Source organism: Streptomyces chartreusis NRRL 3882 (genome assembly GCF_900236475.1).
Taxonomy (GTDB): domain Bacteria; phylum Actinomycetota; class Actinomycetes; order Streptomycetales; family Streptomycetaceae; genus Streptomyces; species Streptomyces chartreusis_D.
On sequence record NZ_LT963352.1, the window covers coordinates 7,076,859 to 7,103,475 of the forward strand.

Sequence of the window (26,617 nt, forward strand, 5' to 3'; positions counted from 1 at the left end):
GCGCGGAGCGTGGCCGGAAGCCATCGCCCCGCGGCGCTGATACGCTGGTAGCCCGTGGACCGGTGGGCAGCAAACCCCCGAACCGCAGCGACGGCAACCCCCGGAAAACTCCGGCAGGCAGCCGCACCGCACCCCCAGACCGCGACCACGGGAGCCCCCTCTTGGCCATGCCGCCCGCTGCTTTTCGAAACTCGACGACCAAGCACATCTTCGTCACCGGGGGTGTCGCCTCCTCGCTCGGCAAGGGCCTGACGGCCTCCAGCCTCGGCATGCTGCTCAAGGCCCGGGGCCTGCGCGTCGTGATGCAGAAGCTCGACCCGTACCTGAACGTCGACCCCGGCACGATGAACCCCTTCCAGCACGGTGAGGTGTTCGTCACCAACGACGGCGCAGAGACCGACCTGGACATCGGCCACTACGAGCGCTTCCTCGACCGCGACCTGGACGGCTCCGCGAACGTCACCACCGGCCAGGTGTACTCCACCGTGATCGCCAAGGAGCGGCGCGGCGAGTACCTGGGCGACACCGTGCAGGTCATCCCGCACATCACCAACGAGATCAAGCACCGCATCCGCCGCATGGCGACGGACGAGGTCGACGTCGTGATCACGGAGGTCGGCGGCACGGTCGGCGACATCGAGTCGCTGCCGTTCCTGGAGACCGTCCGCCAGGTCCGGCACGAGGTCGGCCGCGACAACGTCTTCGTCGTCCATATCTCGCTCCTGCCGTACATCGGCCCCTCGGGTGAGCTGAAGACGAAGCCCACACAGCACTCGGTTGCGGCCCTGCGCAACATCGGTATCCAGCCGGACGCGATCGTGCTGCGGTGCGACCGCGAGGTGCCGACCGCGATCAAGCGGAAGATCTCGCTGATGTGCGACGTCGACGAGGCCGCCGTCGTCGCCTGCCCCGACGCCCGCTCGATCTACGACATCCCGAAGACCGTGCACGGCGAGGGCCTGGACGCCTACGTGGTCCGCAAGCTGGACCTGCCGTTCCGGGACGTCGACTGGACGACCTGGGACGACCTGCTCGACCGCGTCCACAACCCCGACCACGAGATCACCCTCGCACTGGTCGGCAAGTACATCGACCTGCCCGACGCCTACCTGTCGGTCACCGAGGCGCTGCGCGCCGGCGGCTTCGCCAACCGGGCCCGCGTGAAGATCAAGTGGGTCACCTCCGACGACTGCAAGACCCCGGCGGGCGCGGCCCAGCAGCTCGGCGACGTCGACGGCATCTGCATCCCCGGCGGCTTCGGCGACCGCGGCGTGCTCGGCAAGGTCGGAGCGATCAAGTACGCCCGCGAGAACAGGATCCCGCTGCTCGGCCTCTGCCTCGGCCTGCAGTGCATCGTGATCGAGGCCGCGCGCAACCTCGCGGACATCACCGACGCCAACTCCACCGAGTTCGACCCGGCCACCGCCCACCCGGTCATCTCCACGATGGCCGAGCAGCTCGACATCGTCGCCGGCGAGGGCGACATGGGCGGCACCATGCGGCTCGGCATGTACCCGGCGAAGCTGGCCGAGGGCTCCATCGTGCGCGAGGTGTACGACGGCAAGGAGTACGTCGAGGAGCGCCACCGGCACCGCTACGAGGTGAACAACGCCTACCGCGCCGAGCTGGAGAAGAGGGCGGGCATCCTGTTCTCCGGCACCTCGCCGGACGGCAAGCTCGTCGAGTACGTCGAGTACCCGCGCGACGTCCACCCGTACCTGGTCGCCACCCAGGCGCACCCGGAGCTGCGCTCGCGCCCGACGCGCCCGCACCCGCTGTTCGCCGGGCTCGTCAAGGCCGCGGTCGAGCGGAAGACTTCGAAGTAACACACCAGTTGTACGGTGGCCGGGGTGCATCCCTTCAAAGGGTGTGCACCCCGGTTTCTCTTCGGCACGTCGGGCCCGGCACGTGGAGTCGTGCCGGGCACGTGGAAGGACAGGCATGACGATCAAGGACACCCCGGAGGAGTGGGAGATCCGGGCGACGGACACCCCCTTCGTGGGCAACAAGACCTCCGTCCGCACCGACGACGTGGTCATGCCCGACGGCACCGTGGTCGGCCGCGACTACCAGGTCCACCCCGGCTCCGTGGCCGTCCTGGCCCTCGACGAGGCCGACCGCGTCCTGGTCCTGCGCCAGTACCGCCACCCCGTGCGCCACAAGCTGTGGGAGATCCCGGCCGGCCTGCTCGACGTCCCCGGTGAGAACCCGCTGCACGCCGCACAGCGCGAGCTGTACGAGGAGGCGCACGTCAAGGCCGAGGACTGGCGGGTGCTGACCGATGTCTACACCACCCCCGGCGGCTGCGACGAGGCCGTCCGGATCTTCCTCGCCCGTGGTCTGTCCGAGGCCGAGGGCGAGCGCTTCGCGGTTGCGGAGGAAGAGGCCGACATGGAGCTCGACCGGGTGCCGGTCGAGGACCTCGTCCGCGGCGTGCTGGCCGGGGAGCTGCACAACAACTGCCTCGTCGTGGGCGTCCTCTCCCTGGTCGCCGCGCGCGCCGGCGACGGTCTGGACGCACTGCGCCCGGCCCAGGCGCCGTGGCCGGCGCGTCCCTTCGAGGCGTGAAGGTGTCCGAATCCCACCCCTGCGCCCTGCGCGGTGTGAAGATCGGCTGATCCGATCGGGGGATGTGCCCGCCGTGCCCGTCGTGCTCCGCCCGGGGCGTTGCAGAGCGTGAACTAGGCTCTGTTCACGCCCGGACCGGAGTCCCGGCGGGCTTGTGTGTGGTGGGACGGGAGTGTGGCCCGTGACGGATCAGGTCGTGGAGAGAGGCGACGTGCGGCTGACCGGACACGCTGCCGGGGAGAGTCGATTCCTGGGCCGCTCACGGGAGTTGAAGGAACTGCGCGCCGACATCGAGCGTGCCGGCCTCGACACCCTCGCCGGCCGCAAGCCCCCACGCGCGCGGGTGCTGCTCATCGCCGGCCGGCCCGGCTCGGGGCGCACCGCACTCGCCGAGGAGCTCGTCCGGCAGGTCGCGGACCGTTACCCGGACGGGGTACTGCGCGCCCGCCTGAGCGACCCGGACGGCACCCCGGTGCCGGTCGAGCGCACCGCCCGGGACCTGCTCGCCGCCCTGGACCGGGAGGCGCCGGCAGGCGCCTGTGAGGACGACCTCACCGACGCCCTGCGCACCGCCCTGTCCGACCGCCGGGCCCTGCTCCTGCTGGACGACGCTGCCGACGCCGAGCAGGTCGGCGCCCTGCTGCCCGACACCCCGGACTGCCTGGTCGTCGCGGTCTCCGAAGGCCCGCTGACCGGCATCTCGGACGTCCGCCCGTGCACCCTGGGCGGCCTGGACGCCAAGTCCGGGGTGGAGCTGCTGTCCCGGCACACCGGCTCGGTCCGCATCACCGTCGACCCCCGCGCCGCCGAGGGCCTCGCCGAGGAGTGCCAGGGGCAGCCGGCCGCGCTGATGCTGGCCGGTGGCTGGCTCGCCGCCCGCCCCAAGGCGGCCGTCTCCGACCTCGCCAAGCAACTGCGCGCCGAAGACAGCGAGGGGACCGCGCTGAGCCGCGTCTTCCGCCTCGCCTACGCCGCCCTGCCGGCCACCGCCGCCCGGACACTGCGTCTGCTGGCCCTCGCCCCCGCCGGACTCGTCGACCCGCAGACCGCCTCCGCGCTCGCCGGCTGCTCGGTCGGCAGCGCCCGCACCACCCTGGACGACTTCGTCGCCCTCGGTTTCCTGCACGTGGTGGACTCGCCGCTGCCGCAGTACCAGGTGCCGGGCTGCCTGCACGACCGGCTCCGCACCCTCGCCGAGCACCACGAGCGCCCGGGTGAGCTCCAGCTGGCCCGCGCCCGCATGCTGGAGCGGACGGTACGGCTGCTCCAGGCCTGCCGGGCGATCACCGAGACCGACAGCCCCCAGGCGCGCCAGAAGCTCCTCGACCTGCCGCGTGCCCTGCGCTTTCCCACGCCCCGGGCGGCCGCCGAGTGGCTGCGCGTGACCCGGCCCGCCCTGCTGGCCTCGGCCCGGCTCGCGGTCGCCGACGGGCAGCTGGACACGCTGGCGAGGCGGCTGATGTCCCAGCTGGTGCGGACCATGGTGGCGCATGTCGGCACCCAGGCGGCGGCGCCCGACCTCTACGACATCCACAGCCTGGTCCTCGACGTGGCGGAGCGGCGGAACCTGCCCCGCGAGCGGGCCGCCGCCCTGCTCAACCTCGGGGACCTCGACGCCCGGACCGGCCGCACGGCCGACGCGCTGGCCCGCTACCGGGCCGCGCTGGACGCCGGACGCGAGGTGAACGATCCGTATGCGACCGGCCGCGCGATGGAATCCGTAGGCGGTGCGCACCTGGAGCTCGGGGACTTCGACCGGGCCGCCGACTGGTTCGGCCGGGCCCTGGTCGAGCGGCTCGCCCGGGACGAGCGTGCCGAGGCCGCCCGGCTGTACGGGCGGATCGCCGCCGCCCACACCTACGCGGGCCGCTACGGCGAGGCCCTGCGGAACTGGCGCGCGGCGATCGCCGGGCACCGCAGACACGGTGACGTGGCCGCCCAGGCGCGGGCGCTGAGCGAGTTGGCACGGGTCCAGGAGTACGCGGGCCGGCCCGAGGAGTCGCTGCGCACCTGCCGGGAGGCCGTGGAGTGGGCGCGGCGGGCCGAGGACACGCGGTTGCAGGCTGCGCTGCATCTGCGGGTCGCCGACACCCTCGAGCATCTCGGCGACCCCGCCTCGGCCGGGCTGCACCGGGGCGCCGCCGAGCGGCTCCTCGGGGAGGACGAGGAGGACCACGAGGAGCCCGTGGCGGCCTCCGACAGCGACTCACATCGGAAACCGGAACCTGACGCCTGCGAAATCCGTGGCACATCCGCTGGAGATTGATGCAATGAAAGGCTAGACAGCGGGAACACCTTCATTAGACTGGCTCTGCCGCACGTTCTCCTGCGGTCTCTCCCGGTGTGCCCGCGCGCGCCCGGGTATGTCTAGTAATACGCCCATACCCTCTGAGCCAAGGACCGTGATCGACGTGAAGGTCGGCATCCCCCGCGAGGTCAAGAACAACGAGTTCCGGGTGGCCATCACCCCCGCCGGCGTGCACGAGCTGGTGCGTCATGGCCACCAGGTCGTCATCGAGCGCGGCGCCGGTGTCGGCTCCTCGATCACGGACGAGGAGTACGTCGCCGCCGGCGCACGGATCCTGGACACGGCCGACGAGGTGTGGGCCGCCGCCGACCTGCTGCTGAAGGTCAAGGAGCCCATCGCCGAGGAGTACCACCGCCTCCGCAAGGACCAGACGCTCTTCACCTACCTGCACCTGGCCGCCTCCAAGGAGTGCACGGACGCCCTGCTGGAGTCCGGCACCACGGCGATCGCCTACGAGACGGTCGAGCTGCCCGGCCGCGCGCTGCCGCTGCTCGCCCCGATGTCCGAGGTCGCCGGCCGGCTGGCACCGCAGGTCGGTGCCTACCACCTGATGCGCGCCAACGGCGGCCGCGGCGTGCTGCCCGGCGGCGTCCCCGGCGTCCTGGCCGGCCGGGCCGTCGTCATCGGCGGCGGCGTCTCCGGCTGGCAGGCGGCGCAGATCGCCATCGGCCTGGGCTTCCACGTGACCCTGCTCGACAAGGACGTCAACAAGCTCCGCGAGGCGGACAAGATCTTCGGCACGAAGATCCAGACCGTCGTCTCCAACGCCCTGGAGCTGGAGAAGGCCTGCCTGGAGGCCGACCTCGTCATCGGCGCCGTCCTGGTCCCCGGCGCCAAGGCCCCGAAGCTGGTCACCAACGAGCTCGTCTCGCGGATGAAGCCCGGAAGTGTCCTTGTCGACATCGCGATCGACCAGGGCGGCTGCTTCGAGGACTCCCGTCCGACCACCCACGCCGAGCCGACCTTCCAGGTCCACAACTCGGTCTTCTACTGCGTCGCCAACATGCCCGGCGCGGTGCCCAACACCTCCACCTACGCGCTCACCAACGCCACGCTGCCCTACATCGTGGAGCTCGCCGACCACGGCTGGGCGGACGCGCTGCGCCGTGACCCGGCGCTGGCCAAGGGCCTCAACACCCATGACGGCAAGGTCGTTTACCGGGAGGTCGCCGAGGCGCACGGCGTGGAGCACGTGGAGCTGTCCTCGCTGCTCGGCTGAGCCGCCCACCGGCCCTCGGGGGCCGGTAAGTCGGCTAAGTCACCAACCCGCAAAGGCGATACGTCAACACAGGTCGTCAACGCCGCGCACCCGGCCGGACCTTGCCCGACAAGGTCCGGCCGGATGTGTGTATGGTCACTTCGCGATTCTCGGGCAACTCGCCTCGAACGTAACCCTTCAACCGATTCGCACACCGGTGAAACCTGCCGTGCGACGGCCGTACGCCCTTGACAGCGGGATGTTTCATTGCCGACACATCGGGCCGGGTCCGGCGGATTGTGTTGCTGCGGACGCCCGACACGCCATAGAGTCGCCAACCGTCGGCATGGTGCCACGCTGACCTGTCTAGAAGTTTCCTGGTCACCAAGGAGGTAAGACGACTTGTGAATGAGTCGACATTTACTCCCGGGGGTGGTCAACCAGGAATGCCTGCACGGGGCCAGGGTCCCGCGGGGTTCGCTGCTGTCGGCTCCGTCGCTGTGCGCACCTTCGCAGCCCACCAGAGTCAGCAGGCGACTCACACAGCACACCAGAAGATGGATGGCCATCACGTGAACGCCATGGCCGGCGACGGAAGTGGCGCGCCCCACAACCACTTCGCCGACTACGACGAACTGCCCGAGGGGCACTTCTACGACCCCGACGCGGAGTACGAGCCCGACCCCGAGTACGCGGCCACTCTCGCGCCCGACGCGGCCAGACAGCGCCGGGAGCGCATCGGCCCGACGGGGCGTCCGCTGCCGTACTTCCCGATCCCGGGCCCGCTGACCGACCACGGACCCGCGAAGATCATCGCGATGTGCAACCAGAAGGGCGGCGTCGGCAAGACGACGTCGACCATCAACCTGGGGGCCGCGCTCGCGGAGTACGGACGCCGGGTCCTGCTCGTGGACTTCGACCCGCAGGGCGCGCTGTCGGTCGGACTCGGCGTCAATCCGATGGAACTCGACCTCACCGTCTACAACCTGCTCATGGAGCGGGGGATGGCGGCCGACGAGGTGCTGCTGAAGACGGCGGTCCCCAACATGGACCTGCTGCCCAGCAACATCGACCTGTCGGCGGCCGAGGTCCAACTCGTCTCCGAGGTCGCCCGCGAGTCGACCCTGCAACGCGCCCTGAAGCCGCTGCTGGACGACTACGACTTCATCGTCATCGACTGCCAGCCCTCGCTCGGCCTGCTCACGGTCAACGCCCTGACGGCCGCGCACAAGGTGATAGTGCCGCTGGAGTGCGAGTTCTTCGCGCTGCGTGGTGTGGCGCTGCTGACCGAGACCATCGAGAAGGTCCAGGAGCGGCTCAACCCCGAGCTGGAGCTCGACGGGATCCTCGCCACGATGTACGACTCGCGCACGGTGCACAGCCGTGAGGTGCTCGCGCGTGTAGTCGAGGCGTTCGACGATCACGTCTACCACACGGTCATCGGGCGCACGGTCCGCTTCCCGGAGACCACGGTCGCCGGTGAGCCGATCACCACCTACGCCTCCAACTCCGTCGGTGCCGCCGCCTACCGCCAGCTCGCCAGGGAGGTGCTCGCCCGGTGTCACGCCGAGTGAGTCTGCCGGGGGCCGACGAACTCTTCCGTACGACAGGGGGGATGGCGCTTCAGTCGTCCCAGCCCAGGCGTCAGGCCAACGGCGACGCCCGGGTGCCAGCTCCGGCGGGGGAGGGCGACGCGGTGGCCGCAGCGGCCACGGCCGCGGAGGACGTGCCGCAGTCGGTGCCCGCGCAGGGTGGTGACGGCGAGGGCGCGGAGCATGTCGCGGCGGACGCGGAGCCGGCCGAGGCCGGGGAGTCCCGCAGCCGCTCCGGCTCCGCCCGCCGGCAGGCGGCGCAGGAAGGTTCTGCCGCGGGTGCGGCCGGTGCCGCCGCGGCGGCACCACGCAAGCGCGGGCGGGCCGCCGCACGCCGCCCCAGCGGCCGTGAGCGGCACGACGAGAAGATCACGGTGTACGTGTCGGCCGAGGAGCTCATGGACCTGGAGCACGCCCGTCTCGTGCTCCGCGGCGAGCACGGCTTGGCCGTCGACCGCGGCCGCATCGTCCGCGAGGCGGTCGCCGTGGTCCTCGCCGACCTGGAGACCCGCGGGGACGCCAGCATCCTCGTACGACGGCTCCGCGGACGGTAGCGGTAGCCTGCGGGGGCCATGACCTCGAACGCGTCCCCACCACCCCCCGGCGGCCCGTCCGGCCGTCGGCGCGCGCTGGGGCGGGGACCGGTGGCTCCGCCGGTTGAGCCGCCCGGGCCTTCCGAAGAGGCTGCCGAGCAGGGCGGGTCTCCTGGGGATGCGGGGCGGACGGCTCCGCAGGTCGAGCAGCCGGCGATCGAGACGGGGGCTGCGCTTCCGGCAGGGGTGGGCGCAGTTCCCGCGCCTACGGATCCGGCGGTTTTGGTGGCTGAGCCCGTCGGGACGAGACTCCCGCCCGAGTCTGTGCGGGCGGCCGGGCCGGTGGCGACGGCCGAGTCCGAGGTGCGGCCTGCGGGTGGGGCCGGTTCGGCCGGCCCCGGGTCGTTGCCCGCGGACGCGACCGGGCCGGTGGGCGTGGCCGACTCCGGCAGGCCTCCTGTCGAGGAGGCGTCCGCGGCTTCCCCGGCCGGCTCTCCGGATCCTTCGGGGCCTGCCCCTGAGGCCCGGCCCGCTGCCGGTGACGCCGAGGCGGCCGGCGACGGGGTCTTCAAGGTCCGGCTCGCCAACTTCGAAGGGCCCTTCGACCTGCTGCTCCAGCTGATCTCCCGGCACAAGCTGGACGTCACCGAGGTCGCGCTGTCGAAGGTGACCGATGAGTTCATGGCGTACATCCGGGCGATGGGGCCGGACTGGGATCTGGACGAGACGACCGAGTTCCTCGTCGTCGCGGCAACGCTGCTCGATCTGAAGGCGGCGCGGCTGCTGCCCGCCGCCGAGGTGGAGGACGAGGCCGACCTCGCCCTGCTCGAAGCCCGGGACCTGCTGTTCGCCCGGCTGCTCCAGTACCGCGCGTACAAGCAGATCGCCGACATCTTCAGCGGGCGGCTCGATGACGAGGCCCGGCGCTATCCGCGTACCGTCGGGCTCGAACCCCACCACGCCGAGCTGCTGCCCGAGGTGGTCATCAGCATCGGCGCGGAGGGGTTCGCGAGGCTCGCCGTGAAGGCGATGCAGCCCAGACCCAAGCCGCAGGTGTACGTCGACCACATCCACGCCCCGCTGGTCAGTGTGCAGGAGCAGGCCGGGATCGTCGTCGCACGGCTCAGGGAGCTCGGCGAGGCCAGCTTCCGGGAGCTCGTCGCGGACACCGACGACACACTGACCGTCGTGGCCCGGTTCCTCGCGCTGCTGGAGCTGTACCGCGAGAAGGCCGTCGCGCTGGAGCAGGAGGCCGCGCTCGGTGAGCTGCTCGTGCGGTGGACCGGCGGGCACGGGGACGGGACACCGACCGTCACCGACGAGTTCGACCGGCCGCCCGAGCCGCCGAAGGAGGAGAAGAAGGCGTGAGCCCCGAAGCCACCGAGGTCCCGGCCGGGCTGCGTGCCGTCGCCGACCTCGCTCTCAAGCCCGCTCTGGAGGCCGTCCTGATGGTCGTGGACGAGCCGGCGACCGAGGAGCACCTCGCGAAGATGCTGGAGCGGCCGAAGCGCCAGATCGCGGACGCGCTGCGCGAGCTGGCCGACGAGTACACCGTCCAGGGCCGCGGTTTCGAACTGCGGTTCGTGGCGGGCGGCTGGCGGTTCTACACCCGCGCCGCGTACGCGCCCGCCGTCGAGCGCTTCGTGCTGGACGGCCAGCAGGCCCGCCTCACCCAGGCCGCCCTGGAGACCCTGGCCGTCGTCGCCTACCGGCAGCCGGTCAGCCGCAGCCGGGTCTCCGCCGTACGCGGAGTCAACTGCGACGGCGTCATGCGCACCCTTCTCCAGCGCGGTCTGATCGAGGAGGCGGGCACGGAACCCGAAACAGGTGCGATCCTGTACACGACGACGAACTACTTTCTGGAGCGGATGGGCCTGCGCGGCCTGGACGAGCTCCCGGAACTCGCGCCCTTCCTCCCGGAGGCGGAGGCGATCGAGGCCGAGACCCAGGAAGGCGTACCGTCGTTCGACCCGGACGCGCCTGATGACGACGTGCCGGGCCGCCCGGTCACCCCGGGTACCGACGACGAAGACGACCAGACGGAACTTTGATGCGAAGCAGCGGCAGCGGCAAGAGCGGCGGACGCGGTAACCACCGCGGCGCCGGCAACAACAGGGACCAGAAGCAGGGGCAGGGCCGCCCCCGCAAGCCCCGCCCCGAGGAGCGCCGCTACGACGTGGGCCCCGGGGCGACGAAGGACGGACCCAAGTCCGGGCGCGGCGGTGCGGCGCGCGGCGGCGCCAAGGGCGGGCCCAAGCAGCCCCAGCAGCGGGGGCGTACGGCCCCCGCGCGCCCCCGCGAGTACGAGGCGCAGATCGAGGAGCGCAACCGCGACCGGTACGCCGGGAAGAAGGACGTCAAGCTGCCCAAGACCTTCCCGGGCGCCGAGCAGGAGGGCGAGCGGATCCAGAAGGTCCTCGCCCGCGCGGGCTTCGGCTCCCGGCGCGCCTGCGAGGAGCTGATCGAGGAGGCCCGGGTCGAGGTCAACGGCGAGATCGTGCTGGAGCAGGGGCGGCGGGTCGACCCGGAGAAGGACGAGATCAAGGTCGACGGCCTGACCGTCGCCACCCAGGCCTACCAGTTCTTCGCGCTGAACAAGCCCGCCGGGGTCGTCTCCACCATGGAGGACCCGGAGGGCCGGCAGTGCCTAGGTGACTACGTCACCAACCGCGAGACCCGGCTCTTCCACGTCGGGAGGCTCGACACCGAGACCGAGGGTGTCATCCTGCTCACCAACCACGGCGAGCTGGCCCACCGGCTGACCCACCCCAAGTACGGCGTGAAGAAGACCTACCTCGCGCACATCGTGGGCCCGATCCCGCGCGACCTGGGCAAGCAGCTCAAGGACGGCATCCAGCTGGAGGACGGCTACGCGCGCGCGGACCACTTCCGGGTCGTCCAGCAGACGGGCAAGAACTACCTCGTCGAGGTCACCCTCCACGAGGGCCGCAAGCACATCGTGCGCCGGATGCTCGCGGAGGCCGGTTTCCCGGTCGACAAGCTGGTCCGCACCGCCTTCGGCCCGATCACCCTCGGCGACCAGAAGTCCGGCTGGCTGCGGCGGCTGTCCAACACGGAGGTCGGCATGCTGATGCAGGAAGTCGATCTCTAGGCTGACCCGGACACCCTGAGTGCCGTGAGTTCCCCGTGTCCTTCCGGGCGCGGGGACGGAAGGACTTCTGACATGACCACGCTCGTCTACAAGCAAGCTGCCACGGGAGCGCTCACCGGCCTCGCCCTGGGGGACGCGCTCGGGTATCCCACCGAGTTCAGCGACGTCCCGCGGATCGAAGCCAGGTTCGGTCCGTGGCGGCGGCTGGACCTGCCGACGCCGGCGCTCGTCACCGACGACACGCAGATGACGCTGGCGCTCGGACGGGGCATCCGGACGGCGATGGACCGGGGCGTACTGGAGCCCGAGGGGACGGCCGACGCCGTGCGGCGCGAGTTCATCGCCTGGAACCGCTCTCCGGAGAACAACCGCGCTCCCGGCAACACGTGCCTGCGGGCCTGCGCCCTGCTGGAGCACGCGGACCGCCCCTGGCAGGACGCCAGTCAGATCCACTCCAAGGGCTGCGGCGCCAACATGCGCGTCGCGCCCCTGGGGCTGGCCCCCGGCCTGAGTGACGAACAGCGCGCGGGCGCCGCCCAGTTGCAGTCCGCCCTCACCCACGGGCACCCCACCGCGCTCGCCGCGTCCGACCTCACCGCGCACGCCGTACGGCTGCTCGCGCAGGGCGCCGAGCCGGCCGGGCTGATCGGTCTGCTCCGCTCGTACGCGCTGGAGAACCGCAGCCTCTACCACGAGCGCTGGCTCGGCGACCTGTGGCGCCGGGCCCAGGACCCGAGCCCCGAGCAGTTCATCGCGCGCGGCTGGGACGAGTGCCTGGCGATCCTCGACCGGCTCCAGCACGCCGTGGGCACCGTCTCGCCCGAGGCCGACCCGTGCCTGGCCACCGGTGAGGGCTGGATCGCCGAGGAGGCCCTGGCGACCGGGCTGCTGTGCTTCCTGCTCTTCACCGACGAGCCGCTCACGGCCCTGCGCCGCGCCGCCTGCACCTCAGGTGACTCGGACTCCATCGCCTGCCTGGCCGGCGCCTTCGCCGGCGCGTACCTGGGCGCGGACGCCTGGCCGGGCGAGTGGGCCGACCGCATCGAGTACCGGAGCGACCTGCTGACCCTCGGGGCGCTCTGGGACGCCTGATCAGGCACTCGGTCCGAGGGCCGAGGCGCGGCGGGCGCGGGTGAGGAAGTCCTCCACGCGCCGCCGGTCCGGTGCGGCCGGGAGCGGGCTGCGGTGGGCGGCTTCCTCGGCCTCCCGCTCCAGGCGGGTCATCCACGTCTCGACCGCGGACCAGGGCACCTCGCCGCGCTTCACCGCGAGCAGGGACTCCCGCCGGTCGCCGACGTCGATCGTGAGCGTGCCCGTGTCCAGCAGGTCGCGGGCGCTGATCAGCAGGCGCAGCAGGTGCATGGCGTGCTTCCAGCGGGGGGTGCCGTGGTTGCGGACGTGGGCTTCCAGTTTGCTGCGCTGGCCGTGCGCGTAGCGGGTGAACGTGGCGTGGACCTGCCTGGACAGGAACGCCCCCCGCAGGGCGAGCAGCTCGCGGCCGGTGTCGTCGGCGTACTCCACGAGCGGGGAGTGCAGGCACTCCAGGATGTTGGGGTTGGCGCGCATGGCCAGCTCGCAGAAGCGCTCCAGCTCCCAGCTGAACTGCTCCTCGGCCGGGCCCTCGACATGTGTCGGCGGCTTGTCGAAGCGCCAGAACAGAGGCGTGGGAGCCAGGAACACGCCACGGCGGTCGGTGTCGCTGCCGTCCGTCGCCAGCCCGAAGGCGCGCGAACCCATCACACAGGCGTAGATCGTGTGGTCGCGTACCAGCGTCTCGGGCTGCATGCCCGGGAGCGTACGCGGCCCCTCACGTCAGGCGAACCGAGTTTCCCTCCACGGTGATCTGCTCGGCGGGCAGCGGACGCGTCGCCGGTCCGTGGGCCACCGAGCCGTCGGCGACGTGGTACTTGCTGCCGTGACACGGGCAGTTGATGGTGCCGTCGGAGACGGACGCCACCGTGCAGCCCTGGTGGGTGCAGATCGCCGAGAAGGCTTTGAACCGGCCCTGCTCCGGCTGCGTCACCACGACCTGCTGCCCCTTGAAGATCTTGCCGCCGCCGACCGGGATCTGGTCGGTGGTGGTCAGCTCCTCACCGGCCGGGGCGCTGGTCGCCTCCTGCCCGGTCGGTGAGCTCGTCGACGCGGGGCCGTTGTCGTCACCGCCCCCGCCGCAGGCCGCGACGAGCGCCACCGCGCCCGTCGCGCCCGTCGCCAGGAGAACCGTGCGGCGCGTGGTCTCGTAGGTCATATGTCACTCCGAAGGTGCTGAAGAGGGGTAAATCGGAATTCTCTGCATCTTGGCATCGAAAATACCCAAGGAGCGGTAATCCCGGTGTCTCATCGGATGGGCGCCGCACACCCCGGAAGGGCGGGCTGACTAGGCTTGACACGGAGAGCGACACGCACGTCAGCAAGGAGCATCGCCGTGGCGGTACGAGCGGTCCGGGGCGCCGTCCAACTCGAACGGGACGAAGCCGGGCACATGGACGAGCAGGTCGGAGCCCTGCTCACGGCCATCCTGGAGCGCAACGGCCTCACCGCCGAGGACCTGATCAGCATCTGGTTCACGGCCACGCCCGACCTGCACAGCGATTTCCCGGCGGCCGCCGCCCGCAAGCTCGGCATCGTCGACGTCCCGCTGATCTGCGCCCAGGAACTGGACATCGAGGGCGCCATGCCGCGCGTCGTCCGGGTCCTCGCGCACATCGAGTCGGACCGGCCCCGCGCCGACATCGCCCACGTCTATCTCGGCGCCGCGGCCGCCCTGCGCAAGGACATCGCCCAGTGAGAACCGCACTCGTCATCGGTACCGGGCTCATCGGTACGTCCGCCGCCCTCGCCCTGTCCCAGCGGGGTGTCACCGTGCACCTCGCCGACCCGGACCCGGAGCAGGCCCGTACGGCGGCCGCGCTCGGCGCCGGCACGGACGAGGCGCCGGACGGGCCCGTCGACCTGGCGATCGTCGCCGCCCCGCCCGCGCACGTGGCCGATGTGCTCGCCGACGCCATGCGCCGCGGTGCGGCACGCGGCTACCTCGACGTCGCCAGCGTCAAGGGCGGGCCACGCCGCGAACTGGAGGCACGGGGCCTCGACCTGACGGCCTACCTGGGCACGCACCCCATGTCGGGCCGGGAGAAGTCCGGCCCGCTGGCCGCCACCGGCGACCTCTTCGAGGGCCGCCCCTGGGTGCTCACCCCGACCCGGGACACCGACACCGAGGTGCTGAACCTCGCGCTGGAACTGGTCTCGCACTGCCGTGCCGTGCCGGTGGTGATGGACGCCGACGCCCACGACCGTGCCGTCGCCCTGGTCTCCCACATGCCGCACCTGGTCTCCAGCCTGGTCGCCGCGCGCCTGGAGCACGCCGAGGAGGCCGCCGTACGGCTGTGCGGGCAGGGCATCCGGGACGTGACGCGGATCGCCGCCTCCGACCCCCGGATGTGGATCGACATCCTCTCCGCGAACCCCGGGCCGGTCGCCGACCTGCTCACGGACGTCGCCGCCGACCTGGAGGAGACCGTGCGGGCCCTGCGCGCCCTGCAGTCCTCCGACGAGGACAAGCGCCGTGACGGCACCACCGGCATCGAGGACGTCCTGCGCCGCGGCAACGCCGGGCAGGTCCGCGTTCCCGGAAAGCACGGGTCCGCTCCGCGGGTCTACGAGACCGTGGCCGTGCTCATCGACGACCAGCCGGGGCAGCTGGCCCGGATCTTCGCGGACGCGGGCAGGGCCGGCGTCAACATCGAGGACGTGCGCATCGAGCACGCGACCGGGCAGCAGGCAGGTCTGGTGCAGCTGATGGTGGAGCCGAAGGCGGCGCCCGTGCTGAGCGCCGCGCTGCGGGAGCGGGGCTGGGCGATCCGGCAGTAGTGCATGCTGGACGCGGCTGACCGACGCGCGGCCGGACGAGTGACCCGCACCCAGTAACCTTGTGCGGGGCAGTCGCGCCCTCACCCCCGCCAGCCCGGTTCAGGAAGGTCTCCCACAGTGGAAAGCGCCACGCCAGTGATTGTCGCCATCGACGGCCCCGCCGGCACGGGCAAGTCGAGCACGTCGAAGGCCGTGGCGGCACAGCTCGGCCTGAGCTACCTGGACACCGGCGCCCAGTACCGGGCGATCACCTGGTGGATGGTCAACAACGGCATCGACATCGACGACCCCGCCGCGATCGCCGCCGCGGCGGGCAAGCCCGAGATCGTCTCCGGCACCGACCCGGCGGGCCCGACCATCACGGTCGACGGCGTGGACGTGTCCGGCCCGATCCGTACCCAGGAGGTCTCCTCCAAGGTCAGCGCGGTCAGCGCGGTGCCCGAGGTGCGCGCCCGGATCACCGAGCTCCAGCGCTCCATCGCCGCCTCCGCGGCGAACGGCGTCGTGGTCGAGGGCCGGGACATCGGCACGACCGTGCTGCCGGACGCCGACCTCAAGATCTTCCTCACCGCCTCCCCCGAGGCGCGTGCCGCCCGGCGCAGCGGTGAGCTGAAGGGCGCCGACGTGCACTCCACCCGCGAGGCCCTGATCAAGCGGGACGCGGCCGACTCCAGCCGCAAGACCTCGCCGCTCGCCAAGGCGGACGACGCGGTCGAGGTGGACACCACCGAGCTCACGCTGGCCCAGGTCATCGAGTGCGTCGTCACCCTCGTCGAGGAGAAGCGGGCCGGGAAGTGACCGACCAGCTGCCTTCACTGCGGGGCGCCGAGGTCGGGCGGCGCATCGGCGTCGGCCTGATGTACGGGCTGTGGAAGCCGCGCGTGCTCGGCGCCTGGCGGGTGCCCACGACCGGCCCGGTGATCTTCGCCGTCAACCACTCCCACAACATCGACGGCCCGATGGTCATGGGCGTGGCGCCCCGGCCGACGCACTTCCTGATCAAGAAGGAGGCGTTCATCGGCCCGCTCGACCCCTTCCTGACCGGCATCGGCCAGCTGAAGGTGGACCGGGACACCACCGACCGCACGGCGATCACCCGGGCGCTCGGCGTGCTGGAGAACGGCGGCGTGCTCGGCATCTTCCCGGAGGGGACCCGGGGTGAGGGCGACTTCGCCTCGCTGCGCGCCGGGCTCGCGTACTTCGCGGTGCGCAGCGGCGCCCCGGTCGTGCCGGTCGCCGTGCTGGGAAGTTCCGACCGGCGGGGACGGTTGATAAAGGGGCTGCCTCCGCTGCGGTCCCGCGTCGACGTCGTCTTCGGGGAGCCCTTCGAGGCGGGTGACGGCAGCGGGCGCCGTACGCGCAAGGCCCTGGACGAGGCGACCGGGCGCATCCAGAAGCAGCTCGCCGCCCACCTGGAAAACGCCAGGCGCCTCACCGGGCGCTAGGCGACACTGAGTAGTGGATCAGCCCGTGAGACAGCGGGTACTCCACCGACCACCACGATGAACGACGAGGTACGGACTTCATGAACGACCACACCCAGCCCGACGGCTCGGACGCCTACGAAGGCGCGCCCGAGCACGACCACGGGGCGCTCGGCGACGCCGAGTACGCGGAGTTCATGGAGCTCGCCGTGGAGGAGGGCTTCGACCTCGAGGACGTCGAGGGCGCGATCGAGGCGGCCGGGCACGGCCCGCTGCCCGTCCTCGCCGTGGTCGGCCGCCCCAACGTCGGCAAGTCGACCCTGGTGAACCGCATCATCGGCCGCCGCGAGGCCGTCGTCGAGGACAAGCCCGGTGTCACCCGCGACCGTGTGACCTACGAGGCCGAGTGGGCGGGCCGCCGCTTCAAGGTCGTCGACACCGGCGGCTGGGAGCAGGACGTCCTCGGCATCGACGCCTCCGTCGCCGCCCAGGCCGAGTACGCCATCGAGGCGGCCGACGCCGTCGTCTTCGTCGTCGACGCCAAGGTCGGCGCCACCGACACCGACGAGGCCGTCGTGCGGCTGCTGCGCAAGGCCGGCAAGCCGGTCGTGCTGTGCGCCAACAAGGTGGACGGCCCGAGCGGCGAGGCCGACGCGGCCTACCTGTGGTCGTTGGGCCTGGGGGAGCCGTACCCGGTCTCGGCGCTGCACGGCCGGGGCACCGGCGACATGCTCGACCAGGTCCTGGAGGTGCTGCCCGAGGCGCCGCGTGAGACGTTCGGCGGGGGTGGCATCGGCGGGCCGCGACGCATCGCCCTCATCGGCCGTCCTAACGTGGGCAAGTCCTCGCTGCTGAACAAGGTGGCGGGCGAGGAGCGCGTCGTCGTCAACGAGCTGGCGGGCACCACCCGGGACCCGGTCGACGAGCTGATCGAACTCGGCGGTGTCACCTGGAAGTTCGTCGACACGGCGGGCATCCGCAAGCGCGTCCACCTCCAGCAGGGCGCCGACTACTACGCCTCGCTGCGCACCGCCGCCGCCGTCGAGAAGGCGGAGGTCGCGGTCATCCTCATCGACGCCTCCGAGTCCATCTCGGTGCAGGACCAGCGGATCGTCACCATGGCCGTCGAGGCGGGCCGCGCGGTCGTCCTCGCCTTCAACAAGTGGGACACCCTCGACGAGGAGCGCCGCTACTACCTGGAGCGGGAGATCGAGACCGAGCTGGGCCAGGTGGCGTGGGCCCCGCGCGTCAACGTCTCGGCGCGCACCGGCCGTCACATGGAGAAGCTGGTCCCGGCGATCGAGACGGCCCTGGCGGGCTGGGAGACCCGGGTCCCGACCGGCAGGCTGAACGCGTTCCTCGGCGAGCTGGTCGCCGCCCACCCGCACCCGATCCGGGGCGGCAAGCAGCCGCGCATCCTGTTCGGCACGCAGGCGGGCACCAAGCCGCCGCGGTTCGTGCTCTTCGCCTCCGGCTTCATCGAGGCGGGCTACCGGCGCTTCATCGAGCGTCGCCTGCGCGAGGAGTTCGGCTTCGAGGGGACGCCGATCCACATCTCGGTGCGGGTGCGCGAGAAGCGCGGCAAGAAGAAGTAGCGCCAAGCAGCGGAAGGGCGGCCCCGGGCAGGGGCCGCCCTTCCGCTGTACGGTGCTCGCTTCAGACGCCGCCGCGCCGACCCGGCGGCAGTGCGGCCGGCACGTGGTGCATCCCCGGGCCGTGCGAGCCGACGGTCCCGACGCGCTGCCACTGCGTCTGCTGTCCGGCGGCATGGCGGGCGCTCTGGGCACCCGCGCTGTAGGCACTGTACGAGCTGCTGTGCGAACTGCCGTAGGAGCCCGTGCCGTGCGGGATGTTCCCGAAGGCGGTGAAGCCGAATTTCTCTTCGCCGCTGCGGTCGCCGGGAAGTGCGCGGAAGGACTTGACGTACTCGGCGTAGAGCGCGTCGTAGATCGGCGTGGCCGATGGGCCGCCCTGGGAGTCCTGAGCCGACCGTGCGGAGGGGATCGACGAGTAGGACTGGCGGCGGGGAACGTCGTATGCGTGCACGTATGTCCAAACGACCCCGGGGGTCAAGGGATGCGGCCCGGGTACGGCTTTCGCAGGGGTGCGGTCCGCTCGGGTGACGCGCCGCTCAGGTGCCGGCCAGCGGCAGCGCGGCGGCGACGAGCTTTCCGGTCGCCGCCGCCTTGTCCAGCGCGTCCCGCAGCAGGTCCTCGCGCGGCTGGCGGCCGATCGAGCCGACCGGCGCGGCGAACACCAGCGCCTGCTGGTGCTTGTTGGCGGCCGCGCGCCAGCCCTCGGTGACCTGGAGCGGCTGGTGCGCCTGCCACCAGGCCACCGGCTGGCCGCCGTTGCCGCCGGGCTGGAGCACCGCGTGCAGCTGGCCCACGGCGAGCAGCACGGACCAGCCGTGCAGCACGGGCGGTACGGCCGACAGCTCGGTCAGCGGCATGAAGCCCTGCTCGATCAGCAGCGGCAGGAAGTCGTCGCCGGAGCCCGTGGCGCCCGGCCGGGCGATGGGCGCGGTCGGCTCCACCACCAGGGCCGGATGCAGCTCCCCGGCGATCAGCACGAGTCCGCTGGTCACGCCGAGCACCGCCTGCTCGGGCACCACCTTGTCGGGTTCCAGGTCGACGGTGTCGCCGGTGATGGACTTCACGGCGCCCCGCAGCTGTTCCTCGGTGACCTGGACGACCTGCGAGGGCAGGCAGCCTGCGTGGGCGAAGGCGAGGACGGCGGTCTCGTCCCCGATGAACAGGACGGTGCTGGTGCGCTCCTGCTCGGAGTCGCCCGGAGTGCGGCAGGACGTGCAGTCGTAACTGCCCGGGGCGGTCTCTCCGGCGAGCAGGCGGTCTGCTTCTTCGTCGCCGATCTCGGCGCGTACCTCGTCGCTGACGTCGAGCATGCGCGGCACGGGTGGCTCCCTCGGGGATGCGGTGCGTGACAGGACCGGGTGGCTCCCGGCCCGTGGTCCGGGTGGGTCCCGGCTCATGAAGAAGACAACGGGCGATCTGTGGCGGGAGTCACGCCCCAGAGCGAACGGAATCGAACCAACCAGCGCGCAGGGTCACGCTCGGCGCGGAATCGCGTACTCACCGTCAAGTCGCCCGTTTCTCAGGGGGGTTGAGGCGGTGAAGTGGGTCACAGACCGTCGGGCGCGTTGGTCGACATATCCGGAAATCCAGGAATGAAGTGGGTGTCCGGAAATAGCCGTTACCCGAGGTATCGGGGAACTGGCCTGGCATGACGGGCAACCGGTTGATGACGGCCCGTCAACCTCCTTAGATTCCTCGGCCGTGTGCAGCGAGCACCGCTCGGGTACGTCCGCCGGCCGCGTGATTCTCCGGAACCACGCACAGCACCACACCGGCGGACGGGGCGAGCGCGACCCACGCGCCCCATGGCGCGGGGCGTGGCGTTCCGCCTCGGGGGACCCCGAGTGCTTCGAGAGGGAACTACATGTCCGAATGTGCCGATACCACGCGCGACAACGCTCGGAAGAACCAGGTTCGTACGACGGCGGTCCTCGCCGGGGCGGCACTGCTCGCGCCCCTCGGGCTGCTGGCCGCGACCGGAAACGCCGCGGCGGCTGACAGCGGAGTGTGGGACCGCATCGCCCAGTGCGAGAGCGGCGGCAACTGGCACATCAACACCGGCAACGGCTACTACGGCGGACTCCAGTTCGCCGCTTCGACCTGGCGCGCCTACGGCGGCACGGCCTACGCGCCCACCGCCGACCAGGCGAGCAAGTCCCAGCAGATCGCCGTCGCCACCAAGGTCCAGCGGGCCCAGGGATGGGGCGCCTGGCCGACCTGCTCGGCACGCGCCGGGGCGGGCGGCAGCGCACCCGCGGCTTCCGCGGCGGGCGACCCGGTCAGCGCCGCCGAGCCCGCTCCGGCGAAGCCTTCGAAGACGCCGGCGCGTTCCACGGCACACCCCGACCGCGGCTCCTCCCGCGGCGACTACACCGTCCGCGAGGGCGACACACTGAGCGGCGTCGCCGCCCGGCACGGGACCACCTGGCAGCACCTCTACGCCGCCAACCAGGCCGCCATCGGCGGTGACCCCGACATGATCGTGCCCGGCCTGCGCCTCGCACTCTGAGCCGCTCCCCCTCGCCGGGACACGGGCCCCGTCCGGTCAGCCGACCGGACGGGGTCTTCGCATGCCGGGTCAGCGGGGGAGCTCGCCCGACTCTCCGGCGAACACGACCGTCCCGCGCCGCAGTTCGTAGACGATCGCGGGCCGCTCCCGCAGGGCGGGCGGCAGGCGCTGCTCGGCGACCACCACGCACGCGTCGAGCGCGCTCAGCAGCTCGTACGTGCGGGCCGCGACCGAGGGCGACATGCCCTGGGCGGGCTCGTCGACGAGCACCACGCGCGCGCGGGCCAGCAGCGCCCGGGACAGGGCGAGCATGCGCTGTTCCCCGCCGGAGAGGGTGCCGGCCCGCCGCTCCAGCAGGGGCCGCAGCTGCGGGTAGGCGTCGAGGGCCGGGCCGTGGTCCGGGGCGGCGAGCCCGAGGTTCTCGCGCACGGTGAGCGAGCCGAACACGGCCCGTCGCTCCGGGACGAGGCACAGCCCGCGCCGGGCCCGCTCGTACGCGGGGACGCGGGTCACGTCGGCGCCGTCCCACACCACGGCGCCGCCCGACAGGGGCACCGTTCCGGCCAGGGCGTGCAGGGCGGTGCTGCGGCCGGAGCCGTTGCGGCCCAGCAGCACGGTCAGGCCCGGGCCCGGGGCGGCGAGGGTGACACCGTGCAGGGCCTCCAGGGGGCCGTAGCGCACGCGCGCGTGGCGCAGGGCGAGGGTGGTCATCACCCGGCCGCCGTTCCCAGGGCGTCCAGGACCCGCCCGGGCGGGCCGGAGGCGACGATCCGGCCCGCCGTCATCACGTGCACGACGTCGGCGAGGCCGGCCACCAGGTCCAGGTCGTGCTCGACGACGAGCAGGGCCGTGCCGTCGGCGGCCAGGGCCTTCAGGACCCGGGCGAGGGTGGCCACTTCGCTAGTGTCGAGGCCGGCGGCGGGCTCGTCGAGCAGCAGGACGCGCGGGGCGCCCGCGAGGGCCCGGGCCAGTTCGACGCGGCGCAGCGTCCCCGTGGGGAGACCGGCGGCGGGCAGCGCCCGCACCGGCCCGTCGAGTCCGAGCAGCCTGAGGGTCCGCTCCACGGCGCCCGGATCGGTCACCCGGCCCTGTTCGGCGCCCACCCGGACGTTCTCGGCCACGGTCAGCGAGGGGAAGACGGCCAGTTGCTGGAAGGTCCGCGCGACGCCGAGCCGGGTGCGGGCGTGCGCGGGCAGGGCGGTGATGTCCCGCCCGCCCAGCCGTACCGTGCCACGTGCGGGCCACAGCGTCCCGGCCAGACAGTGGAACAGGGTGCTCTTTCCCGCCCCGTTGGGGCCCACGACCGCGGTGATCCGCCCGGGGGAGACGTCCAGGTCGACCTCGTCGAGGGCGGTGAAGCCGCCGTAGCGGGCGTGGAGGCGGCGGGCCGTGAGGAGGGGGGAGGCGGGGGCCGACGGTGTGGCTGAGCCCGGGGAGGCCGGTGGCCGGCTGCTCCGGTGGTGTGCCGCACGCGCTGTCGCCCCTGTCGCCGTCGCCCCTGTCGTTGTCGCCCGTGTCGGTCCTGCCGCCGTCGCGCCCGCGGGCACCGGCGCCGTCCGGGCCGCCCGTCGCTCCGCCGGGCGCAGCAGCCCGCGTGCCCGGGCTCCCGCCGGTGTGAGGGCCGGTGCGCGGCGCAGGCGCAGGCGTTCCGCCGCTGTGCGCAGGGCCTCGTACGGGCCGCCGGGGAAGCGTCCCACGAGGACCGCCAGGACGCCGATCAGGGCCGCCGCCACGCCGCCGCGCGTGCCCGCGTCCAGGCCGACCAGGAGGGCCGCGGCGCCGAGCGCGCCGAGGGTGCTGTCGGCGCCCAGCACCACGACCGCCGCGAACCACAGCAGACCGCGCACGGGGTCGTAGGCGGTGGGGTCGAAGGCGCGCAGGCCCATGCCGAGCATGCCGCCGCCCAGCGCGGCGAGCGCGGCGCCCGCGACGAAGGCGAGCAGCTTCAGGGACGGCACCCGGACGCCCGCCGCCTGCGCCCCCGCCTCGTGGTCCCGCATGGCCGCGAGGGCCCGGCCCGTCCGGCCCCGGCGCAGCGCGTGTGCCACGAGCAGCGCGAGCGCCAGCAGGAGCAACTCCAGGACGTAGTACGCGCGGTCCCCCTCGAAACCCGCCGGGCGGCCCGGCGACAGGCCCGAGGTGGCGTACGGCTGGGTGAAGACGAAGCGGCTCACGCCCACGCCGACGGCGAACGTCGCCAGCGCCAGCGCCAGGCCCCGGCGGCCGATCGCCGGCCAGCCCGTGAGCAGGCCGAGCGGTGCCACCAGGACGATCGCCACCGCGAGGGCCGCCAGCTCCGGCACGGCCGGCAGGCCAGGGAAGCGGCCCGCCGCCAGCAGCGCGGTGAACAGCGCGCCCAGACCCGCGTACGCCGCCTGCCCCAGGGAGATCTGGCCGCCGCGGCCGGTGACCACCACCAGGGACAGCAGGACGACGGCCAGCGCCGGCACCTGGATCGACGTGTGCAGATCCCGGCCGGCGAGGCCCAGCGGCAGCAGGAACAGCACGGCCGCCACGATCCACGCGCCCGGCGGTGTCGGAACCCGGGCGGTGGCCGTGCGCGGCAGCGCGTCACGGGTGCCCACGCCCGGCAGGACCAGGGCCGCGACCAGCAGAGCGACGACGAACAGGTTCGTGGCGGCCGTCTGGAGCAGCGGCGCGCCCCACCCGGACGGGTGCAGCCGCGTGAGCTGGCTCTGCGCCACCCCGACGCCCAGCGCCACCACCACCGCGACCGGCAGACTCCGCATCCGCGCGGCCACCGCGACCGCCACGACCTCCATCACGAGCAGCGACAGCCCGTACGGGTCGAGCCGCACGTACGGCGCCAGCAGTACGCCGGTCAGGCCCGCCGTGAAGGAGCCGAACGCCCAGCCCGCCGCCGCGACCCGGTCCGCGTCGATGCCGCCCAGCACGGCGAGCCGCCGGTCGTCGACCACGGCCCGCAGCTCCCGCCCGAACCGCGTCCAGCGGACGACCGCCGTGACCCCCGCGGCCAGCACCAGCACCACCGCCAGTTGCCTCCACGGCTCGTCCGGCACCAGCTCCGGCGCGTCGTCCCGCGCCCCCTGTCCCCACAACAGCGCCGCCCCGCCCACCAGCAGCACGAACACGCCGATGGACGCCACCAGCGTCTGCGCCGGGTCACCGCCGAGAACCGCCAGGGGCCGGAAGACGAACCGTTCCAGTACGACACCCAGCCCCGGCGCCAGCACCAGCAGCGCCACCGCGGCCCCGAGCCACAGCGGCCAGCCCCACTCGACCACGCACTGCCGCAGCGCGTAGGCGCACACCATCGCGATCGCGCCGTGCGCGAAGTTCAGCACCCCGGTCGCGCGGTACGTCACGATCAGGCCGATCCCGGTCAGCGCCGCCGCGCTGCCGACCGACAGCCCGGCCAGAGTGAGGTCGTACGTCAGTGAGGACATCGTCCGGGCTCAGTCGGTCTCGTCGGCGGGCTCGCAGATCGGGCACGGGCCCAGCTCGCCGCTCGCCACCAGCTCGGAGTCCACCGGAACCGCCTCCTCCTTCCCCGCCACCAGCGGGCAGTCCGCGCGGTGCCACAGCGTGCCGCCCGGCACCATCAGCAGCTCGCCGCTGACCGCGAGGGGCGCGAGCGCGGCCTGCCCGGTCACGTCCGCGTCCGCCGGCTCGGCCGCCACCAGCAGGCCGTACAGCTCCTCCACGCGCGCGGCGGCGATCGAGCCCCGGCCGTGGGCCAGCAGCACCGCACCGGAGACGATCAGTGCCGCGCCGGGGATCGTGCAGGAGGCGAGGTAGGGCAGCTGCCGCTCGGCGAAGCGCTCCCCGGAGACGCCGTACCAGCCGACGACGCACAGCACCGCGCCGGCGGCCAGCGCCGCCCAGCCGGCCCAGAGGACGGGATGCACGGTCCGCAGTCGGCTTGTCCGCATCGCTGGCTCCCACACGTCGGTTGTCCGGGCACGCGCCTGGCCGCCTGTTCAAGTCCGCCGCTCGCTTGCACTATGCCCCTTGGAAGCTGACCCTGAAAGCACCGGGCGCACATGGCCCGGACCGACACCCGGTGGTGAGCCAGATGGTTCTCGGCAGCGACCTCAGGCGGGGGAACGCGACACGGGGCCCACGAGCCGCAGGACGGGGCACGGCGATCGCGGCCGCCCTGATCCTCACCCTCGCCCCGGCTCTCGCGGCATGCAGCGACGACAACGGCGGCGGCAGCCGGAGCACGCCGCCCACACCGACCGCGGAGCGGACCACGAGCGCACCGGCCAGCGCGCCGGCGGACCGGGCCGCGGCCGAGACGGAGATCAGGCAGAACTGGCAGAAGTTCTTCGACCCGAAGACCTCGACCGAGGACAAGCAGGCCGTCCTGGAGAACGGCAACCGGATGGGCCCCGTCCTGCGGGCCTTCAGCGGTGACGAGCGCGGCGGACAGGTCCAGGCGAAGGTCACCAAGATCGAGTTCACCTCGGCGACCGAGGCGGACGTGACGTACACGCTCACCCTGAAGGGCGCCACCGCCCTGCCGGACGCCTCCGGGACGGCCGTCGAGCAGGACGGCACCTGGAAGCTGTCCGTCAAGACGCTGTGCGCGCTGGTCCAGCTGAGCGGCAATGCGTCGCCGGTCCCGGGCTGTTGAGGCCCTCGCCGCGGTGCTGCTGCTCGCCCTGAGCGCGGCCTGCGGCAGCCGGCTCCCGGAGAGCGACTTCGAGCACGACGACCGCGGCTCCGCGCCCCGCGACTCCGCGCCCCTGCGGGTCGGCATCATCACCAGCGCCACCAGCCCGGTCGGCGGCAGCGCCTTCACCGGCCCGCGCGACGGCGCCCGGGCATGGTTCGACCGGCTCGACGCGCGCGGCGGCATCGACGGCCGCCACGTGGAGGTACGCCTGTGCGACGACGGCGGCAGCGGCGTCGGCAACAACGAGTGCGTGCACCGGCTGGTCGAGGAGGACAAGGTGGTCGCCCTGGTCGCCACCACCGCCCTGGACTACGCGGGCGCCTCCCGCGTCTCCCGCGCGCGCGTGCCCGACATCGGCGGCCAGCCCATCGGCAGCGCCTACGACACCTACCCGCACCTCTACGGCATCTACGGCAGCCACGCGCCGCGCAACGGCACCACCGGCTGGGACGGCAAGCTGTACGGCGGCACCGAGGTCTACCGCTACTTCAAGCGCGAGCACGGCGCCCGGACCGCCGCCGTCGTCTCCTACAACCAGTCCGCGTCCGCCGCCTACGCCCGGCTCGTCGAACGGGGCCTGCGCGCCGAGGGCTACCAGGTCGTCACCGAGCAGGTCGACTTCGCCCTGCCCAACTTCCGCGCCGTCGCGGCCGACCTGAAGGAACAGGGCGCCGACCTCGTCTTCGACGCCATCGACAGCCACGGCAACGCCCGGCTGTGCCAGGCCATGGACGAGGTCGGCGCCCACGTCACCGCCAAGGTGACCAACGTGCAGAACTGGACGTCCACCGTCGCCGACGCCTACAAGGACGCCCCGCGCTGCCGCAACGCCCTCTGGGCGACCGGGTCCAGCCGCAACTACGACGACACCGGCCACCCGGCCGTACGGGAGTTCCGCGAGGCGACGAAGAACCTGAAGACGCACTCGCAGTGGCAGTTGGAGGGCTGGGCGGCCGCCCGCTGGTTCACGGACGCCGCGCGGTCCTGCGCGAGGACGGGCATCACGCGCGCGTGCGTCGACGCCTACATGAACCGCAGCGAGGGATACACCGCGGGCGGACTGCTCCTCCCCGTCGGGTTCGAGCGGCTCGCCGAGCCGCCGAGGACCAGCCGGACCTGTCTGTCGGTGGCCCGCTGGCAGGACGGCAGGGGCTGGGTCGGCCAGGGGAACATGAACCGCACCTGCTTCGACGTCCCGCAGCTGGCGTACGAGCCTTGAGGACAGCCACTGTCCGCAAGGGCTGG

Annotated in this window: 25 protein-coding genes; 18 read left to right on the plus strand and 7 right to left on the minus strand. The window is 72.7% G+C overall.

Annotation, left to right across the window (positions count from 1 at the left end):
- Positions 1-167: 167 nt before the first annotated feature.
- From SCNRRL3882_RS32030 to SCNRRL3882_RS32075, 10 genes are all read left to right on the plus strand, one after another.
- A complete protein-coding gene (locus tag SCNRRL3882_RS32030) occupies positions 168-1,826 on the plus strand; it encodes a CTP synthase (protein WP_010046033.1) in 1,659 nt (552 codons plus the stop codon).
- Between the two features lie 115 nt (positions 1,827-1,941).
- Entirely contained in the window at positions 1,942-2,568 is a 627-nt protein-coding gene (locus SCNRRL3882_RS32035; RefSeq protein ID WP_010046035.1) for an NUDIX domain-containing protein, read from the plus strand.
- Between the two features lie 181 nt (positions 2,569-2,749).
- Complete coding sequence (locus SCNRRL3882_RS32040; protein WP_010046038.1) at positions 2,750-4,834, plus strand: tetratricopeptide repeat protein; 2,085 nt, start codon at positions 2,750-2,752, stop codon at positions 4,832-4,834.
- A 136-nt stretch (positions 4,835-4,970) separates the two neighbouring features.
- Complete coding sequence (gene ald / locus SCNRRL3882_RS32045) at positions 4,971-6,095, plus strand: alanine dehydrogenase (protein ID WP_029181606.1); 1,125 nt, start codon at positions 4,971-4,973, stop codon at positions 6,093-6,095.
- A 425-nt stretch (positions 6,096-6,520) separates the two neighbouring features.
- A complete protein-coding gene (locus SCNRRL3882_RS32050) occupies positions 6,521-7,648 on the plus strand; it encodes a ParA family protein (protein WP_078602950.1) in 1,128 nt (375 codons plus the stop codon).
- Entirely contained in the window at positions 7,633-8,220 is a 588-nt protein-coding gene (locus SCNRRL3882_RS32055; RefSeq protein ID WP_040904086.1) for a hypothetical protein, read from the plus strand. The genes SCNRRL3882_RS32050 and SCNRRL3882_RS32055 overlap by 16 nt, the downstream gene beginning before the upstream one ends.
- A 264-nt stretch (positions 8,221-8,484) precedes the next feature.
- Positions 8,485-9,567, plus strand: coding sequence for a segregation and condensation protein A (locus SCNRRL3882_RS32060; RefSeq protein ID WP_324604467.1), 1,083 nt, complete (start codon positions 8,485-8,487; stop codon positions 9,565-9,567).
- A complete protein-coding gene (gene scpB, locus SCNRRL3882_RS32065; protein ID WP_010046052.1) occupies positions 9,564-10,250 on the plus strand; it encodes an SMC-Scp complex subunit ScpB in 687 nt (228 codons plus the stop codon). The genes SCNRRL3882_RS32060 and scpB overlap by 4 nt, the downstream gene beginning before the upstream one ends.
- Positions 10,250-11,311, plus strand: coding sequence for a pseudouridine synthase (locus tag SCNRRL3882_RS32070; RefSeq protein ID WP_010046054.1), 1,062 nt, complete (start codon positions 10,250-10,252; stop codon positions 11,309-11,311). Before scpB ends, SCNRRL3882_RS32070 begins: the two co-directional genes overlap by 1 nt.
- A 72-nt stretch (positions 11,312-11,383) precedes the next feature.
- A complete protein-coding gene (locus SCNRRL3882_RS32075; protein ID WP_010046056.1) occupies positions 11,384-12,403 on the plus strand; it encodes an ADP-ribosylglycohydrolase family protein in 1,020 nt (339 codons plus the stop codon).
- Here SCNRRL3882_RS32075 and SCNRRL3882_RS32080 read toward each other — a convergent pair whose 3' ends face one another.
- Together SCNRRL3882_RS32080 and SCNRRL3882_RS32085 are read right to left on the minus strand one after the other, a co-directional pair.
- Positions 12,404-13,096 carry a DNA polymerase beta superfamily protein gene (locus SCNRRL3882_RS32080; protein ID WP_010046059.1) on the minus strand — a complete coding sequence of 231 codons (693 nt, stop codon included), beginning with the start codon at positions 13,094-13,096 and terminating at the stop codon, positions 12,404-12,406.
- Positions 13,097-13,118: 22 nt separating this feature from the next.
- A complete protein-coding gene (locus tag SCNRRL3882_RS32085; protein ID WP_010046063.1) occupies positions 13,119-13,559 on the minus strand; it encodes a Rieske (2Fe-2S) protein in 441 nt (146 codons plus the stop codon).
- A 177-nt stretch (positions 13,560-13,736) separates the two neighbouring features.
- Between SCNRRL3882_RS32085 and aroH the strand changes: the two genes are divergently transcribed.
- From aroH to der, 5 genes are all read left to right on the plus strand, one after another.
- Positions 13,737-14,099 (plus strand): chorismate mutase, encoded by a 363-nt coding sequence (gene aroH / locus SCNRRL3882_RS32090; protein ID WP_010046066.1) that lies wholly within the window; start codon positions 13,737-13,739, stop codon positions 14,097-14,099.
- The gene (locus tag SCNRRL3882_RS32095) at positions 14,096-15,181 is read left to right on the plus strand and encodes a prephenate dehydrogenase (protein ID WP_010046068.1); all 1,086 of its coding nucleotides are present in this window, start codon (positions 14,096-14,098) and stop codon (positions 15,179-15,181) included. Before aroH ends, SCNRRL3882_RS32095 begins: the two co-directional genes overlap by 4 nt.
- Before the next feature lie 117 nt (positions 15,182-15,298).
- Positions 15,299-15,979 (plus strand): (d)CMP kinase, encoded by a 681-nt coding sequence (gene cmk, locus SCNRRL3882_RS32100; protein WP_029181608.1) that lies wholly within the window; start codon positions 15,299-15,301, stop codon positions 15,977-15,979.
- Positions 15,976-16,626 (plus strand): lysophospholipid acyltransferase family protein, encoded by a 651-nt coding sequence (locus SCNRRL3882_RS32105; RefSeq protein ID WP_010046070.1) that lies wholly within the window; start codon positions 15,976-15,978, stop codon positions 16,624-16,626. Before cmk ends, SCNRRL3882_RS32105 begins: the two co-directional genes overlap by 4 nt.
- 80 nt (positions 16,627-16,706) lie before the next feature.
- Entirely contained in the window at positions 16,707-18,200 is a 1,494-nt protein-coding gene (gene der / locus SCNRRL3882_RS32110) for a ribosome biogenesis GTPase Der (protein WP_010046076.1), read from the plus strand.
- A gap of 61 nt (positions 18,201-18,261) precedes the next feature.
- Here the strand turns inward: der and SCNRRL3882_RS32115 are convergent, their stop codons facing one another.
- Together SCNRRL3882_RS32115 and SCNRRL3882_RS32120 are read right to left on the minus strand one after the other, a co-directional pair.
- Entirely contained in the window at positions 18,262-18,651 is a 390-nt protein-coding gene (locus SCNRRL3882_RS32115) for a hypothetical protein (RefSeq protein WP_010046078.1), read from the minus strand.
- An 85-nt stretch (positions 18,652-18,736) separates the two neighbouring features.
- Positions 18,737-19,519, minus strand: a complete 783-nt coding sequence (locus tag SCNRRL3882_RS32120; RefSeq protein WP_010046080.1) for a hypothetical protein — start codon at positions 19,517-19,519, stop codon at positions 18,737-18,739.
- 545 nt (positions 19,520-20,064) lie between these two features.
- Here SCNRRL3882_RS32120 and SCNRRL3882_RS32125 point away from each other — a divergent pair.
- A complete protein-coding gene (locus tag SCNRRL3882_RS32125) occupies positions 20,065-20,709 on the plus strand; it encodes a transglycosylase family protein (protein ID WP_010046083.1) in 645 nt (214 codons plus the stop codon).
- Positions 20,710-20,778: 69 nt separating this feature from the next.
- Here SCNRRL3882_RS32125 and SCNRRL3882_RS32130 read toward each other — a convergent pair whose 3' ends face one another.
- Genes SCNRRL3882_RS32130 through SCNRRL3882_RS32140 form a run of 3 tightly spaced genes read right to left on the minus strand, consistent with a single transcriptional unit; the run spans position 20,779 to position 24,623 of the window.
- Complete coding sequence (locus SCNRRL3882_RS32130; RefSeq protein WP_010046087.1) at positions 20,779-21,420, minus strand: ABC transporter ATP-binding protein; 642 nt, start codon at positions 21,418-21,420, stop codon at positions 20,779-20,781.
- Positions 21,420-24,137, minus strand: coding sequence for an ABC transporter permease subunit (locus tag SCNRRL3882_RS32135; protein WP_010046092.1), 2,718 nt, complete (start codon positions 24,135-24,137; stop codon positions 21,420-21,422). Before SCNRRL3882_RS32135 ends, SCNRRL3882_RS32130 begins: the two co-directional genes overlap by 1 nt.
- A gap of 9 nt (positions 24,138-24,146) precedes the next feature.
- Positions 24,147-24,623, minus strand: a complete 477-nt coding sequence (locus SCNRRL3882_RS32140) for a hypothetical protein (protein WP_029181609.1) — start codon at positions 24,621-24,623, stop codon at positions 24,147-24,149.
- A gap of 143 nt (positions 24,624-24,766) precedes the next feature.
- On the opposite strand from SCNRRL3882_RS32140, the gene SCNRRL3882_RS32145 reads away from it, so the two are divergent.
- Both SCNRRL3882_RS32145 and SCNRRL3882_RS32150 read left to right on the plus strand, forming a co-directional pair.
- A complete protein-coding gene (locus tag SCNRRL3882_RS32145; protein WP_010046097.1) occupies positions 24,767-25,330 on the plus strand; it encodes a hypothetical protein in 564 nt (187 codons plus the stop codon).
- Positions 25,305-26,591: an ABC transporter substrate-binding protein gene (locus SCNRRL3882_RS32150; RefSeq protein WP_029181610.1), complete on the plus strand. Its 1,287-nt coding sequence runs from the start codon at positions 25,305-25,307 to the stop codon at positions 26,589-26,591. The genes SCNRRL3882_RS32145 and SCNRRL3882_RS32150 overlap by 26 nt, the downstream gene beginning before the upstream one ends.
- The last annotated feature ends 26 nt before the right edge of the window (positions 26,592-26,617 follow it).

Bases quoted from the DNA above. Each gene is read 5' to 3' on its own strand.
- SCNRRL3882_RS32030 (WP_010046033.1), top strand. From the start codon at position 168: ATGCCGCCCGCTGCTTTTCGAAACTCGACGACCAAGCACATCTTCGTC.
- SCNRRL3882_RS32035 (WP_010046035.1), top strand. From the start codon at position 1,942: ATGACGATCAAGGACACCCCGGAGGAGTGGGAGATCCGGGCGACGGAC.
- SCNRRL3882_RS32050 (WP_078602950.1), top strand. From the start codon at position 6,521: ATGCCTGCACGGGGCCAGGGTCCCGCGGGGTTCGCTGCTGTCGGCTCC.
- SCNRRL3882_RS32070 (WP_010046054.1), top strand. From the start codon at position 10,250: ATGCGAAGCAGCGGCAGCGGCAAGAGCGGCGGACGCGGTAACCACCGC.
- SCNRRL3882_RS32075 (WP_010046056.1), top strand. From the start codon at position 11,384: ATGACCACGCTCGTCTACAAGCAAGCTGCCACGGGAGCGCTCACCGGC.
- SCNRRL3882_RS32080 (WP_010046059.1), bottom strand. From the start codon at position 13,096: ATGCAGCCCGAGACGCTGGTACGCGACCACACGATCTACGCCTGTGTG.
- SCNRRL3882_RS32085 (WP_010046063.1), bottom strand. From the start codon at position 13,559: ATGACCTACGAGACCACGCGCCGCACGGTTCTCCTGGCGACGGGCGCG.
- der (WP_010046076.1), top strand. From the start codon at position 16,707: ATGAACGACCACACCCAGCCCGACGGCTCGGACGCCTACGAAGGCGCG.
- SCNRRL3882_RS32125 (WP_010046083.1), top strand. From the start codon at position 20,065: ATGTCCGAATGTGCCGATACCACGCGCGACAACGCTCGGAAGAACCAG.
- SCNRRL3882_RS32130 (WP_010046087.1), bottom strand. From the start codon at position 21,420: ATGACCACCCTCGCCCTGCGCCACGCGCGCGTGCGCTACGGCCCCCTG.
- SCNRRL3882_RS32135 (WP_010046092.1), bottom strand. From the start codon at position 24,137: ATGTCCTCACTGACGTACGACCTCACTCTGGCCGGGCTGTCGGTCGGC.
- SCNRRL3882_RS32140 (WP_029181609.1), bottom strand. From the start codon at position 24,623: ATGCGGACAAGCCGACTGCGGACCGTGCATCCCGTCCTCTGGGCCGGC.
- SCNRRL3882_RS32145 (WP_010046097.1), top strand. From the start codon at position 24,767: ATGGTTCTCGGCAGCGACCTCAGGCGGGGGAACGCGACACGGGGCCCA.
- SCNRRL3882_RS32150 (WP_029181610.1), top strand. From the start codon at position 25,305: ATGCGTCGCCGGTCCCGGGCTGTTGAGGCCCTCGCCGCGGTGCTGCTG.